Annotated in this window: 14 protein-coding genes and 1 riboswitch; of the genes, 5 read left to right on the top strand and 9 right to left on the bottom strand. The window is 48.1% G+C overall.

The annotated features are described in order from the left end of the window. Positions 1 to 287: 287 nt before the first annotated feature. Positions 288 to 392: riboswitch (SAM riboswitch) on the bottom strand. Positions 393 to 427: 35 nt separating this feature from the next. The 7 genes from J7E21_RS12985 to J7E21_RS13015 all read right to left on the bottom strand — a co-directional run bounded on the left by J7E21_RS12985 (position 428) and on the right by J7E21_RS13015 (position 7,509). Next, positions 428 to 751 (bottom strand): thioredoxin family protein, encoded by a 324-nt coding sequence (locus tag J7E21_RS12985; RefSeq protein ID WP_215108430.1) that lies wholly within the window; start codon positions 749 to 751, stop codon positions 428 to 430. Further along, entirely contained in the window at positions 732 to 1,094 is a 363-nt protein-coding gene (locus J7E21_RS12990; RefSeq protein WP_215108432.1) for a ribonuclease M5, read from the bottom strand. Before J7E21_RS12990 ends, J7E21_RS12985 begins: the two co-directional genes overlap by 20 nt. Positions 1,095 to 1,156: 62 nt before the next feature. Further along, positions 1,157 to 1,537, bottom strand: coding sequence for a glycine cleavage system protein GcvH (gene gcvH / locus J7E21_RS12995; RefSeq protein WP_215108434.1), 381 nt, complete (start codon positions 1,535 to 1,537; stop codon positions 1,157 to 1,159). Positions 1,538 to 1,614: 77 nt separating this feature from the next. Beyond that, complete coding sequence (locus J7E21_RS13000; protein WP_215108436.1) at positions 1,615 to 1,968, bottom strand: arsenate reductase family protein; 354 nt, start codon at positions 1,966 to 1,968, stop codon at positions 1,615 to 1,617. A 133-nt stretch (positions 1,969 to 2,101) separates the two neighbouring features. Then, positions 2,102 to 3,883 (bottom strand): acyl-CoA dehydrogenase family protein, encoded by a 1,782-nt coding sequence (locus tag J7E21_RS13005; RefSeq protein WP_215108438.1) that lies wholly within the window; start codon positions 3,881 to 3,883, stop codon positions 2,102 to 2,104. Positions 3,884 to 3,924: 41 nt separating this feature from the next. Next, entirely contained in the window at positions 3,925 to 5,097 is a 1,173-nt protein-coding gene (locus J7E21_RS13010; RefSeq protein ID WP_215108440.1) for an acetyl-CoA C-acetyltransferase, read from the bottom strand. A gap of 27 nt (positions 5,098 to 5,124) precedes the next feature. Then, positions 5,125 to 7,509, bottom strand: coding sequence for a 3-hydroxyacyl-CoA dehydrogenase/enoyl-CoA hydratase family protein (locus J7E21_RS13015; protein ID WP_215108442.1), 2,385 nt, complete (start codon positions 7,507 to 7,509; stop codon positions 5,125 to 5,127). A gap of 204 nt (positions 7,510 to 7,713) precedes the next feature. Here J7E21_RS13015 and J7E21_RS13020 point away from each other — a divergent pair, with 204 nt between their 5' ends. The 3 genes from J7E21_RS13020 to J7E21_RS13030 all read left to right on the top strand — a co-directional run bounded on the left by J7E21_RS13020 (position 7,714) and on the right by J7E21_RS13030 (position 9,086). Next, complete coding sequence (locus J7E21_RS13020) at positions 7,714 to 8,034, top strand: thioredoxin family protein (RefSeq protein ID WP_215108444.1); 321 nt, start codon at positions 7,714 to 7,716, stop codon at positions 8,032 to 8,034. Positions 8,035 to 8,155: 121 nt separating this feature from the next. Further along, complete coding sequence (locus J7E21_RS16610; RefSeq protein ID WP_353047792.1) at positions 8,156 to 8,716, top strand: STAS domain-containing protein; 561 nt, start codon at positions 8,156 to 8,158, stop codon at positions 8,714 to 8,716. Further along, positions 8,616 to 9,086: a C39 family peptidase gene (locus tag J7E21_RS13030; protein WP_353047791.1), complete on the top strand. Its 471-nt coding sequence runs from the start codon at positions 8,616 to 8,618 to the stop codon at positions 9,084 to 9,086. Before J7E21_RS16610 ends, J7E21_RS13030 begins: the two co-directional genes overlap by 101 nt. Here J7E21_RS13030 and J7E21_RS13035 read toward each other — a convergent pair. Next, positions 9,079 to 9,957: a 5'-3' exonuclease gene (locus tag J7E21_RS13035; protein WP_215108448.1), complete on the bottom strand. Its 879-nt coding sequence runs from the start codon at positions 9,955 to 9,957 to the stop codon at positions 9,079 to 9,081. The genes J7E21_RS13030 and J7E21_RS13035 overlap by 8 nt on opposite strands. 96 nt (positions 9,958 to 10,053) lie before the next feature. After that, complete coding sequence (locus tag J7E21_RS13040) at positions 10,054 to 11,550, bottom strand: glycine betaine uptake BCCT transporter (RefSeq protein WP_215108449.1); 1,497 nt, start codon at positions 11,548 to 11,550, stop codon at positions 10,054 to 10,056. Positions 11,551 to 11,965: 415 nt separating this feature from the next. On the opposite strand from J7E21_RS13040, the gene J7E21_RS13045 reads away from it, so the two are divergent. Together J7E21_RS13045 and J7E21_RS13050 are read left to right on the top strand one after the other, a co-directional pair. Next, on the top strand, positions 11,966 to 12,700 hold the full coding sequence (locus J7E21_RS13045; protein ID WP_215108451.1) for an SDR family oxidoreductase: 735 nt from the start codon (positions 11,966 to 11,968) through the stop codon (positions 12,698 to 12,700). 21 nt (positions 12,701 to 12,721) lie between these two features. Further along, positions 12,722 to 14,194 (top strand): aldehyde dehydrogenase family protein, encoded by a 1,473-nt coding sequence (locus J7E21_RS13050; RefSeq protein ID WP_215108453.1) that lies wholly within the window; start codon positions 12,722 to 12,724, stop codon positions 14,192 to 14,194. Positions 14,195 to 14,399: the final 205 nt, after the last annotated feature.

Here is a 14,399-nt window from a genome sequence, read left to right on the forward strand (position 1 = left end):
TACAGCGCTAAGCACTGCATCGCAAAAAATCGACCTCGAGTGCCTCGGCCAATTCTTGCCTGCTGAGACCCTGCAAGCTAATACGTGAAGGAAGCTGAATGCATTCGGTTGCGAAGCTCGAACGCAGTGAGAGTTGAGCAGGTAGGTTTTAGCACAGCGACGAAGCAGCTCAGCGCTCGCCCGCGCAAGCATAGAGGTTTTGCGGAATATCGGAAAAACTTACTCAACAAAAAAACCTTTCTGCTCAGATAAGCAGAAAGGCACATGTGGAAACACAATAAACCGTTCTCTCATCTTTCAAAGTTTACACTTTGAGTGACTTGGCACCATTTCATTTTCATGACGGTTGCCGGGCTTCATCGGGCACTTCCCTCCACCTCTCTTAATAAGAGTTACGCTATTAAATTAATTTCAGAAATTAAATTTATCACGGCCTGCTGTATTCGTCAACCGTTTTCAATTTGTCATATAAATACGGCACTGAATGAAACGCGTAAATCTTGTCTGTCACTTTGCCGCCTTGTGAAATGAGCAGGCATGGCACGCTTTCCACCTTATATAATTCCGCCACTTCCTGAACATAATTCAAGTTGGCTTTACCAATTTTAAGATCAGGCAATAGCTCTGTCACCACGCCGAGCATTTTGCTAGCGACTTGGCATGTGCCGCACATCGGCGTATAGAGATAATAAGCCGTGACTTGTTGCGTATTTTTTACTTTGAGCCATTCTTTATGTGTCCATTCGTTCATAACAGTCATTCCTTATTACGTGATTAAAGACTCGCACGTCCGCAGCGATCAGCACGTCGATCAGCTTGCCGAGAGGCGTGGCCGCTACTTCCTTGTAGCTTTTGTCGATATGAAAATGGCGCGCTTCCGGAAATTCACGCTTGATCAGCTTGCGTAATTTGTCGCCGGAACGGTCTGCATCGACCAAGACGATGATGTCCAGTCCTTCAAACGGCAATAGCATTTCCTCGAGTCTTGTTGCACTTACTGTACCATTTGTGCAGAGAATCGTCACGGGTTCTGCAATCAATGGCGCAATCCGGGTTTTGTCGCTGATCCCTTCGACCACTATCACTTTCTCCATACGTCTCCCCCCAAAATCTCGGTGTATGAAAAAAAGCGCCAAAAAACAGGCGCTTTAAAGACTTACTCGTTTGTCATTTCTTTGTATTCATCAGCAGACATCAATCCATCCATGTCTTCTTCAGAAGGGGCTTCCACAACGACCATCCACGCTTTTTCGTAAGGGGATTCGTTGACGAATTCCGGGCTGTCTTCCAATTCGGAGTTGACTTCGACAATTTTGCCACTTATCGGCGCATACAATTCCGATACCGTTTTAACAGATTCGACACTGCCGAACGGCTCGTCTTTTTTCAATTCGTCGCCGACTTGCGGAAGCTCGACAAATACGATGTCTCCAAGTTCGTCTTGCGCGAAATGCGTAATACCGATCCGTGCCTTGCCATCTTCAACTTTGACCCATTCGTGTTCTTTTGAATAGCGAAGCTCTTGTGGTGTGCTCATCCAAACCCCTCCAAATATGTAATAGTCTCAATTTCAGTTTGCCATACTCAAGGATGAAAAACAAGGTGACAAACTTGTCAGCTCCATGTATTTCCATAGGCCTCTTCTTTAAAACCGAGTGTCGCTTTTGTACCGTCCCAGGCGAGCGGGCGCTTGATCAACATGCCGTCCGAGGCGAGCAACTCATATTGTTCAGCGGCTGACATCTCTGGCAGTTTATCTTTCAACCCAAGCTCGCGGTATTTCTTGCCGCTCGTATTGAAAAACTTCTTCAGTTCAATGCCTGAAGTTTCATGGATTTCTTTCAATTGCCCGGCAGAAGGCGGGTTCGTTGAAATGTCGATATAATCAAAATCGACAGCGTTCGTTTCGAGCCATTTTTTGCCATTTCGGCAAGTCGAGCATTTCGGGTAAGCGTAATAACGAATCATCTAGTCTCCTCCTATCATTGTTTTCAGCATATCAAAAACACGTTTAACCGTCGACTTCGAGCAAACCACATTGCAAATGCAAGTATAAAAAAAGCAGGAAGGAGTTTCCCTTCCCGCTTTCCGGCATTGCTTATTACACTATATATTTCTCTGCATTGATTAGTTTTTCAGATGCTTCGCGTTTTTTCACGATCAAGTTGTATGGAGTCGAGCGCGTCAACTTGCGCAGTGCGGACAGCATCATGCGCTGGTTATCGCCTTCGATAGCCGCAATCAATGTTTCTTTCGCGTCTTTTTCGATTTCTTCAAATGCTTCCTGGCAGAAGATCTGCGTATAAAGCAGCTTCTGCTTCGCTTTGTCTTCGCCGCTCGCTGCGATTGCTTTTTCCGTGCGCAGAACGACTGACTCCATTGCGAAGACGTTGCTGACGATGTCTGCAATGTTCACAAGAATTTCCTGCTCTGCTTCAAGCTTCTTGCCGTAAGTCTGTGCAGCAAGTCCCGCTGCTAGAATAGCGATTTTCTTGGCGTTTTTCACCAATGCTTTTTCCTGTGCCAAAGCTTCTGTGCCGACTTCTTCCGGCATCATCATCAATAGCTCTTCTTGCAGGGCTTGTGCGTGCTGAAGAAGTGGCAATTCGCCTTTCATTGCTTTACGCAGCAATGTACCCGGTACGAGCAGGCGGTTGATTTCGTTTGTGCCTTCAAAGATCCGGTTGATGCGGGAGTCGCGGTAGATGCGCTCGATTTCATATTCCTGCATAAAGCCGTAGCCGCCGTGCAGCTGAACGCCCTCATCCACAATATAATCTAAAGTTTCCGTTCCGAAGAATTTGTTCAGCGAGCATTCCACTGCGAATTCTGCAATCGAATCTGCTACGAGTTTGCCGTCTGCCTGCTGCTCATCAGTAAATCCGCTCATGCGGTCTTCGAACAAACCGACCGTGCGGTAAACCGAGCTTTCGACCGCATACAATTTGGAAGCCATCGTCGACAGTTTTTCTTTCGTCAAATTGAACGAAGAAATCGGTGTTTTGAATTGCTGGCGCTGATTCGTATACGGAATCGTCAATTCCATCGCGCGTTTTGAAGCACCGATTGTGCCTACGCCAAGTTTGTAGCGCCCGATGTTCAAAATATTGAAGGCAATGATGTGTCCGCGCCCTGCTTCACCGAGCAAGTTTTCGACCGGCACTTCTGCATCTTGCAAGACTAGCGTACGCGTCGAAGATGATTTGATGCCCATTTTCTTTTCTTCCGGCCCGACCGATACGCCACTGTAGTCGCGCTCGACGATAAAGGCAGAGAACTGCTCGCCATCGATTTTCGCATAGACGATAAAGACATCCGCGAATCCTGCGTTAGTGATCCACTGTTTTTCGCCGTTCAAGACGTAATGCGTGCCCGCTGCGTTCAGTTTCGCGACCGTTTTCGCACCCAGTGCATCCGACCCGGAGCTCGGCTCAGTCAACGCATAAGCTGCGATTTTTTCACCTGTGGAAAGAACCGGTAAATATTTTTTCTTCTGCTCTTCGTTTCCGAACAACACGATTGGAAGAGACCCGATCCCAACGTGAGCGCCGTGTGTGATCGAGAAGCCGCCCGCTTTGGACATTTTCTCAGCGATCAAGGCAGAAGCGATTTTATCGAGTCCGAGCCCGTCGTATTGTTCTGGAACATCCGCACCAAGAAGCCCGAGTTCGCCCGCTTTTTTCAACAGTTTAACGGAATGCTCGAATTCATGGTTTTCCAGCTTTTCAACTAAAGGCATTACTTCCGTGTTGACGTAATCCTCAGTCGTTTTGGCGATCATTTTATGCTCTTCTGTAAAATCTTCTGGTGTGAAGACGCGTGAAAGGTCTGCCTCTTCGACTAGGAAACTGCCGCCTTTGATCAATGTTTTTTCTTGTTCCATTGTGAATTCCTCCTAGTTTTTATTGGTTCGATTACTGATTTTTATAGCATTTCAAAGACGCCTGCTGCGCCCATTCCGCCGCCGATGCACATCGTCACCACGCCGAATTGTTTGCCTTGGCGCTTCAATTCGCTCATCATGCGGATTGTCAAAATTGATCCTGTTGCGCCCAGCGGATGCCCAAGGGCAATCGCTCCGCCGTTGAAATTCACTTTATCGATGTCGATGTCAAGGTTGCGGACAACCGCCAGTGATTGTGAAGCAAAAGCTTCGTTCAATTCCCAGACGTCGATGTCACTGATTGACAATCCAGCCAGCTTTAAGGCTTTCGGAATAGCCACGATCGGACCAATGCCCATGATTTCAGGCGGCACCCCACCTGTCGCGAACGCGCGGAATTTAGCCAAAGGCTTAAGCCCAAGTGCTTCCGCTTTTTCACGGTCCATCACCAATAACGCGCCTGCGCCGTCAGATGTCTGCGACGAATTCCCGGCCGTTACCGAACCGCGGACAGAAAATGCCGGGCGCAATTTAGCCAAGCCGTCGATGTTCGTGCCATGGCGTACGCCTTCGTCCATCTTGAACATGAACGGTTTTTCCTGGTATTTATTGTTTTCATCGACAAATCGTTTGGTCACTTCAACCGGCACGACTTCGTCATCGAACTTGCCAGCTGCGATTGCCGCTCCCGCACGCTCATGCGAGCGGACGGCAAATGCATCCTGGTCTTCCCGGCTGACGCCGTATTTTGTCGCCACTTGTTCTGCGGTATGGCCCATGCCCATGTAATACTGGGGTGCCGTTTCCGCCAATTTCGCATTCGGGCGGATGACGTTGCCCATCATCGGCACCATGCTCATCGATTCGACTCCGCCGGCGACGACCGCTTCAGCCGAGCCGACCATGATTTTCTCTGCAGCGTAGGCGATGGACTGGAGCCCTGATGAACAAAATCGATTGACTGTCACTGCCGGCGTTGTATCCGGCAAGCCGGCCAATGCCCCGATATTGCGGGCGATGTTCATGCCCTGCTCCGCTTCAGGCATTGCACAGCCCATAATCAAATCATCTATCGGACCGTCATACCCTGCCCGGTTCAATGCTTCCCGTACCACCAATGCGCCGAAATCATCCGGCCGCACAGTTGCTAGAGAGCCTTTTGTCGCTTTTCCGACCGGCGTTCTCGCTCCGGCTACAATTACTGCTTCGCGCATATCATTTCCTCCTTTAATATCGAGCTATTAGTTGCGGAGCGGTTTGCCTTTGACCAGCATATGCTGCATCCGTTGTTGAGTTTTCGGTTCAGCGACTAAGCTCAAGAATGCTTCGCGCTCGAGGTCGAGCAAATACTGTTCATCGACCTTCGTGCCGTACGGTAATTTCCCGCCGGACAATACATATGCCAGTTTTTTTGCGATTTTCATGTCGTGTTCGCTAATATAGCCGGACAACAGCATGCCTTCTGCACCTAACAGCATCGCCGCATAGCCCGCTTCTCCTGCAACCGGCACTTTTTCTCTTCGAGGCGCTTGGTATCCAGTGTCATAAAGAGATAATGCCAATTGCTTCGCGTCATGGATCAAGTGATCGCTGTTGACGCTGATGCCATCGACGAAATTCAGGAAATTATTGTCTCGTGCTTCATCGGCGGATGTCGATACTTTCGCTGTCGCGATCGATTCGAATACACCGGCCGCCAAATTGACGTAATCTGCTGTCACGTTATTCGGCAACCCTTTCAATTGTTTCATATACAATTCCTTGTTTCCGCCGCCGCCCGGAATTAGTCCGACGCCCGCTTCAACTAGGCCCATATACGTTTCCATGGAAGCCTGTACACGTGCAGCCGGCAAAATGACTTCCGCACCGCCGCCAAGTGTCATGCCGAATGGTGCCGCCACGACCGGTTTGGAGCTGTATTTCAGTTTCAGCATGGCGTTCTGGAACGTTTTTATCGTAAAATCCAATTCAAAAATATTGTCATCTTGCGCTTCCATCAAAATCATGCCAAGGTTCGCGCCGACGCAGAAGTTTTTGCCTTGGTTGCCGATGACGAGCCCTTTGAAGTTTTTCTCGACTTCGTCAACAGAGAAATTGATCATCTGCATAATGTCCAGGCCGATCGCATTCGAGCGGGAATGGAATTCGAGCAGTGCGATGCCGTCTCCGAGATCGATGAGGCTTGCGCCGGAATTCGATTTGATGACGCCGTGTTTTTTCTTGTAACGCTTCAAGTCGATCACTTTTTTATTGACCGGGACGAGCTGGTAATCCGAACCGTCGAAATAATAGAGATCGCCGTTTTCTTCTTTATAGAAGGAATCAAAGCCCTTTTCAAGCAATGCTTCCACAAATGCCGGTACAGTCAAACCTTGTTGTTTCATCATATCAACAGATTGTTTCACGCCGATCGCGTCCCACACTTCAAATGGTCCTTGTTCCCAACCGAAGCCCCATTTCATAGCGTTGTCGATAGCCACGATATCGTCGGCGATTTCACCGTGCAACTGTGCAGAATACACTAATGTCGGAGACAGGATGCTCCATAATAATTCACCTGTACGGTCGTCTGCATAAACGAGTGTCTTCATTTTTGCAGACAATCCTTTTTGCTGCTTCGCCATTTCCTGTGAAGGCGTTTTCAATTTCTGGGAAGGGCGGTATTCCATCGTTTCCGGATCGAGCTCCAGAATTTCTTTGCCTTTTTTCTGGAAGAAGCCTTGCTTTGCTTTTGCGCCGATCCAGCCGTTTTCGACCATTTTTTTCATAAAGTCCGGCGTTTGGAACACTTGCTGTTCTTCGCCTTGCGTCTGGTCGTAGACGTTTTTCGCGACGTGCATGAACGTATCGAGTCCGACAACGTCAAGCGTGCGGAATGTTGCGGATTTCGGGCGGCCGATGAGTGGTCCTGTGACAGAATCCACTTCGCCGATCGAATAGCCGCGTTGTTGCATTTCGCGCAGCGTTACGAGAAGTCCATATGTGCCGATGCGGTTGGCGATAAAGTTCGGCGTATCTTTTGCCAAGACAACCCCTTTTCCGAGGCGGTCTTCGCCGAATTGCTGCATAAACTCGACCACTTCCGGAGCTGTCGTTTCAGCCGGAATGACTTCGAGCAGTTTCAAATAGCGCGGCGGATTGAAAAAATGAGTTCCGAGGAAATGCTTTTGGAAATCGTCCGAGCGCCCTTGTGCCATTGCGTTGATGCTGATGCCTGATGTATTGGAAGAAATGATGGTGCCAGGCTTTCTGACCGCATCGATCTTTTCATAAAGCGATTTTTTGATGTCCAAGTTTTCAATGATGACTTCGATGATCCAATCCACGTCGGACAATTTTTCGAGATCATCCTCCAAGTTGCCGGGAGTGATCAGCTGTAAATTATTCTTCACTGTCAATGGTGCCGGTTTTTGTTTCAATAGATTCTGAGTTGCAGTTGTTGCGATCCGGTTGCGCACTGCTTTGTCTTCCAGTGTCAGCCCTTTCGCTTGTTCTTCTTTCGAAACTTCTCTCGGGACAATGTCGAGCAACATGACTGGAATTCCGATATTAGCTAGATGAGCTGCGATTCCTGAACCCATGACGCCTGATCCGAGCACTGCCGCTTTTTGAATTTTGTATGACACGAGCAAACCCTCCTATTTTTGAATGAACACTCATTCATTTTCTGGGTAAAAAAAAGAAATACTTTTCTTCTCATTCCTAGTGTAAATTATTTTGCCTATTTTCGCAATATTTAATCTGAAGATTTTCATGCGCTTTAATTCAAGCACTTGGAGATAAAGGAAATAAAGGGTAAACTGATGAAGACTATTAAAGGAGGCAATTTCATGAAATCCCTGAAAACTACTGACCAATTTAACGATACAATCCAAAACGCCAAACCCGTCATTGTAAAATTCCAAGCCGGCTGGTGCCCGGATTGCACACGTATGGACATGTTCATCGACCCGATCATCGAACAATACAATGACTATGAATGGTTCGATGTGAACCGCGACGAATTGCCGGATATCGCCGAGCGCTATGAAGTGATGGGCATTCCAAGCCTGTTGATTTTTAAAAACGGTGAAAAACAAGCACATCTGCATAGCGCCAACGCCAAATCACCGGCGTCTGTCATCCACTTCTTGGAAGAACAAAACGTTTAATACCTGGAGCGTTGGAAGACTTTCGCGAATTATATGAAGCAGAGGTGCAGGAATGGATCAACAACAGGAAATCAAGGAATTATAAAAACTCGTAACATACTACAAAGACGTCATCCACAATATGTCGGCGCCGATCATCCCGTCCATTGTGCCGAACACCATTCTCGTGCCGATTGCCGGATATATCTTCCGCAATCGTTTCGAAACGATCCGGACAAAAGTGCTCGATTACGCCGATACCCACCGCGATGCACAACAAGTCGTCTTCGATTTTACCGGTGTGACGATGCAGGACGTCCAGTCATTCGATTTCAATGAGCTGGCACTCGAACTGAACCCGTTGAACAGTGCACTGAAATTAATGGGGCTGCGCAGCATTTACGTCGGTTTTAACCCGCGTTTTGTCCAGAAATCGTCCATGCAGGCATTCAAGTCAATTTGGAAGTCTATACGACGTTCCGCAGCGCCTTGCAAACCTTGCTCGACGAACGGGGAAAACAATTGCGCTGAACCGCTCCTAAGGAGGATGCGACATGAAAGTGCTGCTGCCTTTTCAAGCAATGAACCAATACGCAGAAGAAATTCCCAAAGCTTTTCGTCCCTCTGCTTGTGGTCCGGTGACAGCCGCCTCGATCCTCAACTACCACGAAGGTCTCGCGCCGGGAATCGGACCGTTATATAAACATCTCGGTGCGACGAAGATCGGCTTGAGCGCATTTTGCCTCATACGCCGTCTGCAAAAGGTGACCGGACCAAGGTACGCTATCAAGCGGACCCGTTCAATCCAACAAGTTAAAGAGCAACTCATTGCCGGATATCCGCTCGCAGTTAAATTCGACCGTTATTTTTCATTGCGCTGGAAAACAAAAACCGCCTTCGCTTATCATTGGGTTCCGCTCGTCGGCTTTGAGGAAACCGGGGATGATATCATCTTGTATGTACACGATAATGGACAAAAAAACCGCCCGAGCAAATTGCGGGCGGTGTCGTTCCGTGAAAACCGGGATGTAATTAGTTTTATCCGGATAACCCCGGTGGCAAAAATTACGTAAACGATTTTTCCAATAGTCTTGCGAGCAGACGGAACTCCCGCTCATCGCATAACTGGACCAAATCAGCAGAATAATTCGGCACTGCAATCTCTTCGAGTGCCACATCCAACTGGAGGTCATCTTTGATGACCGCCAGTTTTTTGGATAATGCGAGCATTTCCCCGTTTTCTTCGATCTTCTTTTTTTGCGCAGGCTTCAACTCATCGATATTGTTGAGCACGCCTTCAATCGAACCATAGCGCTGGATGAGTTGTAACGCCGTTTTCTGGCCGATGCCTTTAACGCCTGGATAGCCGTCGCTCGCATCCCCCATAAATGCTTTAACGTCGGCAAATTGTTCCGGCAAGATGCCGTACTCTTCCCCGAAGCGCACATCCGTGTATACGTCATAGACATGGAATCCTTTTTTCATAAAAGCGATCTGCACTGAGGGGTTCAATAGCTGTAGCATGTCTTTGTCGCCGGTGATGATCGTATAATCCGCCTCATCCGGCCATTGCTTCGTAAACGAACCGATAAAATCATCCGCTTCGATGCCTTTTTCGCCGTAGTTTTTCCATCCGAGCAATTTGGACACTTCCCGTGCCTGGTCGAATTGATGTTTCATATCCGCTGGCGGCTCCGGGCGGTTCGCTTTATAACCATCGAACATTTCCGTGCGGAACGTATGCGCCCCCATGTCCCAGCACACCGCGATATGCGTCGGCTTCATCAAGGATTTCGCCGTAAGCACGTGGCGCGCAAATCCTTGGACGCCGTTCGTCGCAAGCCCGTCCTCTGTGCGGAAGAACTGTCCGACCGCTGCTGTCGCAAAATACGAGCGGAACAACAGCGCCATCCCGTCTATGAGCATGATATGTGGTTTTTCCATAATAATTCCTCCATTCAACTCTATTTCCATTGTCCATTATACATGCTAAGCCATTAAAAAAGGGTGCCGGATTCCCGGCACCCTTCCTTTAGCTTCCTATCGTTTGCGCTTAATCGCTTTGTATTCAAGATTCACAGCTTTATAGAACGATGCCATCATTAACAGCATGATGAACGAGAACGGGAATGCGGCAATGATCAAAGCCGTCTGCAAGGACCCGAGTCCACCTGCAGAGAGCAGGATGACCGCGATGGTCGATTGCGCAATTCCCCATGTGAACTTCACCGCATTCGCAGGATGCAAAGAACCGTTAGTGGTCTGCATGCCGAGCACGAATGTTGCTGAATCTGCGGATGTAATGAAGAAAGTCGAAATGAGCAACACAGCGACGATCGACAAAATCATGCCAAGCGGCAATTCATTAAAGACCGCAAACAAAGTTTCTTCTGTCAAGAGCCCTGTCAGATCAACGCCGCTGCTTTGGACATCGATTGCCGTCGAACCGAATGCCGCGAACCAGATGAAACTGATGAACGTCGGAATGAGCAAGACGCCAAACAAGAATTCCCGGATCGTCCGGCCTTTGGATACGCGAGCGATGAAAATCCCGACAAATGGTGACCATGAAATCCACCAAGCCCAGTAAAAGATGGTCCAGCCGTCAATCCACGAGCGGTTCTCACCGTCGACAGGTGCTGCACGGAAACTCATTTGCACCAGATTTTGGAAATAGCTTCCGAGTGAATCGGTGAACATATTGAAAATCAACAAGGTTGGCCCAAGAACAATGACCAATATGAGCAATGTGCTGGCAAGCACCATATTCGTATTAGACAAATACTTGATCCCTTTGCTGATTCCTGACCAGGACGAAATCATGAACAACACCGTCACCACTGCAATAATGACGATTTGCGTAATCAAACTATCCCCTGAAATTCCATCAAACAAATAAGCGAGTCCGCCATTGATTTGGATAGCGCCGAAACCGAGCGTTGTCGCAACACCGACTGCTGTCGCGAATACGGCAATCACGTCAACAAGCACACCCCATGGCCCTTTCATCCGGTCGCCGAATAACGGGCGAAGCGTAGAAGAAATAAGGCCTGGCTCTCCTTTACGGAATTGGAAATATGCAAGTGACAGGGCGACTACCGCGTAAATCGCCCATGCATGGATGCCCCAGTGGAAAAATGTAAAACGCATGGATTCCCGGAACGCTTCCTGAGATCCCGGCTCTGCTGTGGCCGGGTCAATCGCGAAATGCGAAAGCGGCTCTGCCGCACCCCAGAATACGAGCCCGATACCCATGCCCGCTGAGAACAGCATCGCAATCCAAGTTATGAATGAGTATTCCGGCTTGTCTGTATCTTTCCCTAAACGAATCTGCCCCATCGGACTGACGAGGAAGTATAGGCAAAACAATACCATTACAGAGACGATCAATAAATAATACCAACCGAAGGAAGTAGTCAGAAATGATTTCATATTGCCTGTAACTTCTTCGAAATGCTCTGGAGCAAGCGCACCGTAACCAACCGCTAAAGCAATTAGAAAAATTGCAATCCAAAACACGTTTGTTACTTTCTTCATATAGTCTCCTCCTTTTATTTTTCTTCACAAGATACTACGCTACGGAACAATCGAAGCCTTGTCAACTGTCTGAATTATGTATCAATAGCGCGGTGAAAAGCACTCTATTCAGTACCCCGAGCCTTACAGAACAAAACAATGGGAAAAGTGCCCAGTTAATGAATTCTATTGATCGAACGGTTTTCATGTCTTCCTATTATAAGAGTGTCGCAAAAACCGCCATTATTCAGATGAGATTTTCCGCATATAAACACCCCCACCTTGCGAAATTTAAAGCACAGACAAGGAAAATGACGATGCACAGTTTCACCCTGGTTGTTTGAGAAAACAGGATGGACGGGTAAAGTGTTAAGGTACTTTTATCATTAGTCATTTTTTCATCCAAACATCAAAAAAGAACTGGAGCTGAACTGATATGACAAGTAAAAAAACTGCAATCATTACCGGTGCAAGCAGCGGAATAGGGCAAGCGACCGCAAAGGAGTTAGCGGCTAGGGGATTTCATGTCATGCTCGCTGCGAGACGCGAAGATCGACTGGTGGAATTGAAAAAAGAAATTGAGGCTGCCGGAGGTACGGCGGACTATAAAGTGACCGATGTCACATCAGCAGATGAAATGAAGTCGTTGGCAGAGTCCGCACTTGAAAAAACCGGAAGCATCGATGTGCTGGTGAACAATGCCGGGCTCATGCCGCTATCTTTTATGAACAAACTGAAAGTAGATGAGTGGGATCGCATGGTCGATGTCAACATCAAAGGGGTCCTTTATGGAATCGCTGCAGTTCTGCCAATCATGGAAAAGCAGAAATCGGGCCACATCCTGAACGTTTCTTCAGTGGCTGGCCATATGGTCTTTAAAGGAAGCGCAGTTTACAGCGGCACTAAATATGCTGTCCGTGCCATTTCCGATGGACTGCGCCAGGAAATCGATCCGTCACATGAAATCCGTGTCACCATCGTGTCACCGGGAGCGGTCGAAACCGAATTGACCAACACTATTACCGATGAAGATATACTAAACAGCTTCAAAGGCGCACCGATGAAGATGCTCGAAGCACAGGACATTGCAAATGCCATCGCCTATGCTGTCGAACAGCCGCCGCATGTTGACGTTAACGAGATTTTGATCCGCCCTAGACAACAGCCTTAAAAAAGAATGGAGACGATTTAGATGAAAACCGATTTTTCCAAGATCTATATAAACGGTCAATGGGTTACAGGTTCCAGCGATAGCCAGATGAAAAATACAAACCCTTTTACGGGTGAAGAACTGGTGACCACGCAAGCTGCAGATAACAACGATTTGGATGCCGCCTATAAAGCTGCAGCGACCGCGCAAGCGGCATGGTCAAAAGAGTTGCCCCAGACCAAACAGGCTGTTATGGAAAAAGCACTGAAAGTCATGCAGGAAAACAAAGAGTTGATCATCGATTGGCTTGTCAAAGAAGCAGGCAGTACCGTCACAAAAGCGACGGTGGAGTTCGGGGCATCGATCAACATCCTGAAAGAGGCTATGACATTCCCGTTCCGGATGGAAGGCAAAATTCTCCCCTCTCAGCAAGCGGGTAAAGAAAATCGGGTATACCGCAATTCACTAGGCGTCATCGGTATCATCAGTCCATGGAACTTTCCCTTCCATTTGGCGATTCGTTCCATCGCACCCGCAATCGCAACAGGCAATGCTGTTGTCATTAAACCGGCAACCGATACTCCGGTAACCGGGGGCCTTCTTTTCGCCAGCATATTTGAAGCGGCCGGATTGCCTAAGGGGCTGTTGAACGTAATAGTAGGAAGAGGATCTGAGATCGGCGACGACATCGTGACACATCCAACACCGCGTTTGATTTCGTTTACCGGATCGACGCCTGTCGGCAAACGCATCGGCGAACTAGCCGGCGGCGCTTTGAAAAAAACTGCACTGGAGCTTGGCGGTAACAATAATTTCATCGTACTCGGTGACGCTGATTTAGATCAGGCTGTAGATTCTGCACTATTCGGCAAATTTTATCATCAAGGCCAAATCTGCATGTCCATCAACCGCATTTTTGTCCACCAGGATATTTACGACAAATTTGCAGAGCAGTTCATCGAGCGCGCCGGCAAATTGAAGTTCGGCAACCCCGCTGAACAGGACACTCAAGTCGGGCCGCTGATCAACCGCGATCAGGTCGACCGCATCCTGAAAGAAATCGACGCAACTGTTGAACAAGGCGCAGAAGTTCGCCTTGGCGGAAAGGCCGATGGCAATGTGCTCGAGCCGACTGTCCTGACAGGTGTCACCAACGACATGCCGCTCGCTGAAAATGAAATCTTCGGCCCTGTCGCGATTTTGATTCCTTTTGACAGCGATGAAGAAGTCGTCGGAATGGCGAATGCCTATCCGTTCGGTTTGAGCGGGGCTGTCCATTCTGCAAACATTGAACACGCTACGAACATCGCTCACAGGATCCACACCGGCATGATCCATGTCAACGACCAACCGGTAAACGACGAAGCGCATATGCCGTTTGGCGGCGAAAAAGACTCCGGCCTCGGCCGCTTTAACGGCGAATGGGTGCTCGAAGAATTTACGACCTTAAAATGGCTGTCAGTTCAACACCAGCGCCGTGAATACGGTCCATTTGTTGATAATACTAAAAATTAAAAACTGTTACGCCGGCAGCCTCGGATTTGGTACTGCCGGTTTTTTCTGTCTATTTTTAGAGATTGAAAATAGAATTCTCCCATTCAAACTGCTTCATTTTATTTAAGTCAACTTGAAGATTTTGTTTAATTTCTTTATCTCACTATAATATACAGCTAATGCAAATCTATAATATTGAAGCTCCTACCTGCAAAATATAGCACGA

It is taken from the genome of Planococcus sp. ISL-109 (assembly GCF_018613655.1).
Taxonomy (GTDB): Bacteria; Bacillota; Bacilli; order Bacillales_A; family Planococcaceae; genus Planococcus.

Bases quoted from the DNA above. Each gene is read 5' to 3' on its own strand.
- J7E21_RS13000 (WP_215108436.1), bottom strand. From the start codon at position 1,968: ATGATTCGTTATTACGCTTACCCGAAATGCTCGACTTGCCGAAATGGC.
- J7E21_RS13045 (WP_215108451.1), top strand. From the start codon at position 11,966: ATGACAAGTAAAAAAACTGCAATCATTACCGGTGCAAGCAGCGGAATA.
- J7E21_RS12990 (WP_215108432.1), bottom strand. From the start codon at position 1,094: ATGGAGAAAGTGATAGTGGTCGAAGGGATCAGCGACAAAACCCGGATT.
- gcvH (WP_215108434.1), bottom strand. From the start codon at position 1,537: ATGAGCACACCACAAGAGCTTCGCTATTCAAAAGAACACGAATGGGTC.
- J7E21_RS16610 (WP_353047792.1), top strand. From the start codon at position 8,156: ATGTCGGCGCCGATCATCCCGTCCATTGTGCCGAACACCATTCTCGTG.
- J7E21_RS13005 (WP_215108438.1), bottom strand. From the start codon at position 3,883: ATGGAACAAGAAAAAACATTGATCAAAGGCGGCAGTTTCCTAGTCGAA.
- J7E21_RS13040 (WP_215108449.1), bottom strand. From the start codon at position 11,550: ATGAAGAAAGTAACAAACGTGTTTTGGATTGCAATTTTTCTAATTGCT.
- J7E21_RS12985 (WP_215108430.1), bottom strand. From the start codon at position 751: ATGAACGAATGGACACATAAAGAATGGCTCAAAGTAAAAAATACGCAA.
- J7E21_RS13010 (WP_215108440.1), bottom strand. From the start codon at position 5,097: ATGCGCGAAGCAGTAATTGTAGCCGGAGCGAGAACGCCGGTCGGAAAA.
- J7E21_RS13035 (WP_215108448.1), bottom strand. From the start codon at position 9,957: ATGGAAAAACCACATATCATGCTCATAGACGGGATGGCGCTGTTGTTC.
- J7E21_RS13050 (WP_215108453.1), top strand. From the start codon at position 12,722: ATGAAAACCGATTTTTCCAAGATCTATATAAACGGTCAATGGGTTACA.
- J7E21_RS13020 (WP_215108444.1), top strand. From the start codon at position 7,714: ATGAAATCCCTGAAAACTACTGACCAATTTAACGATACAATCCAAAAC.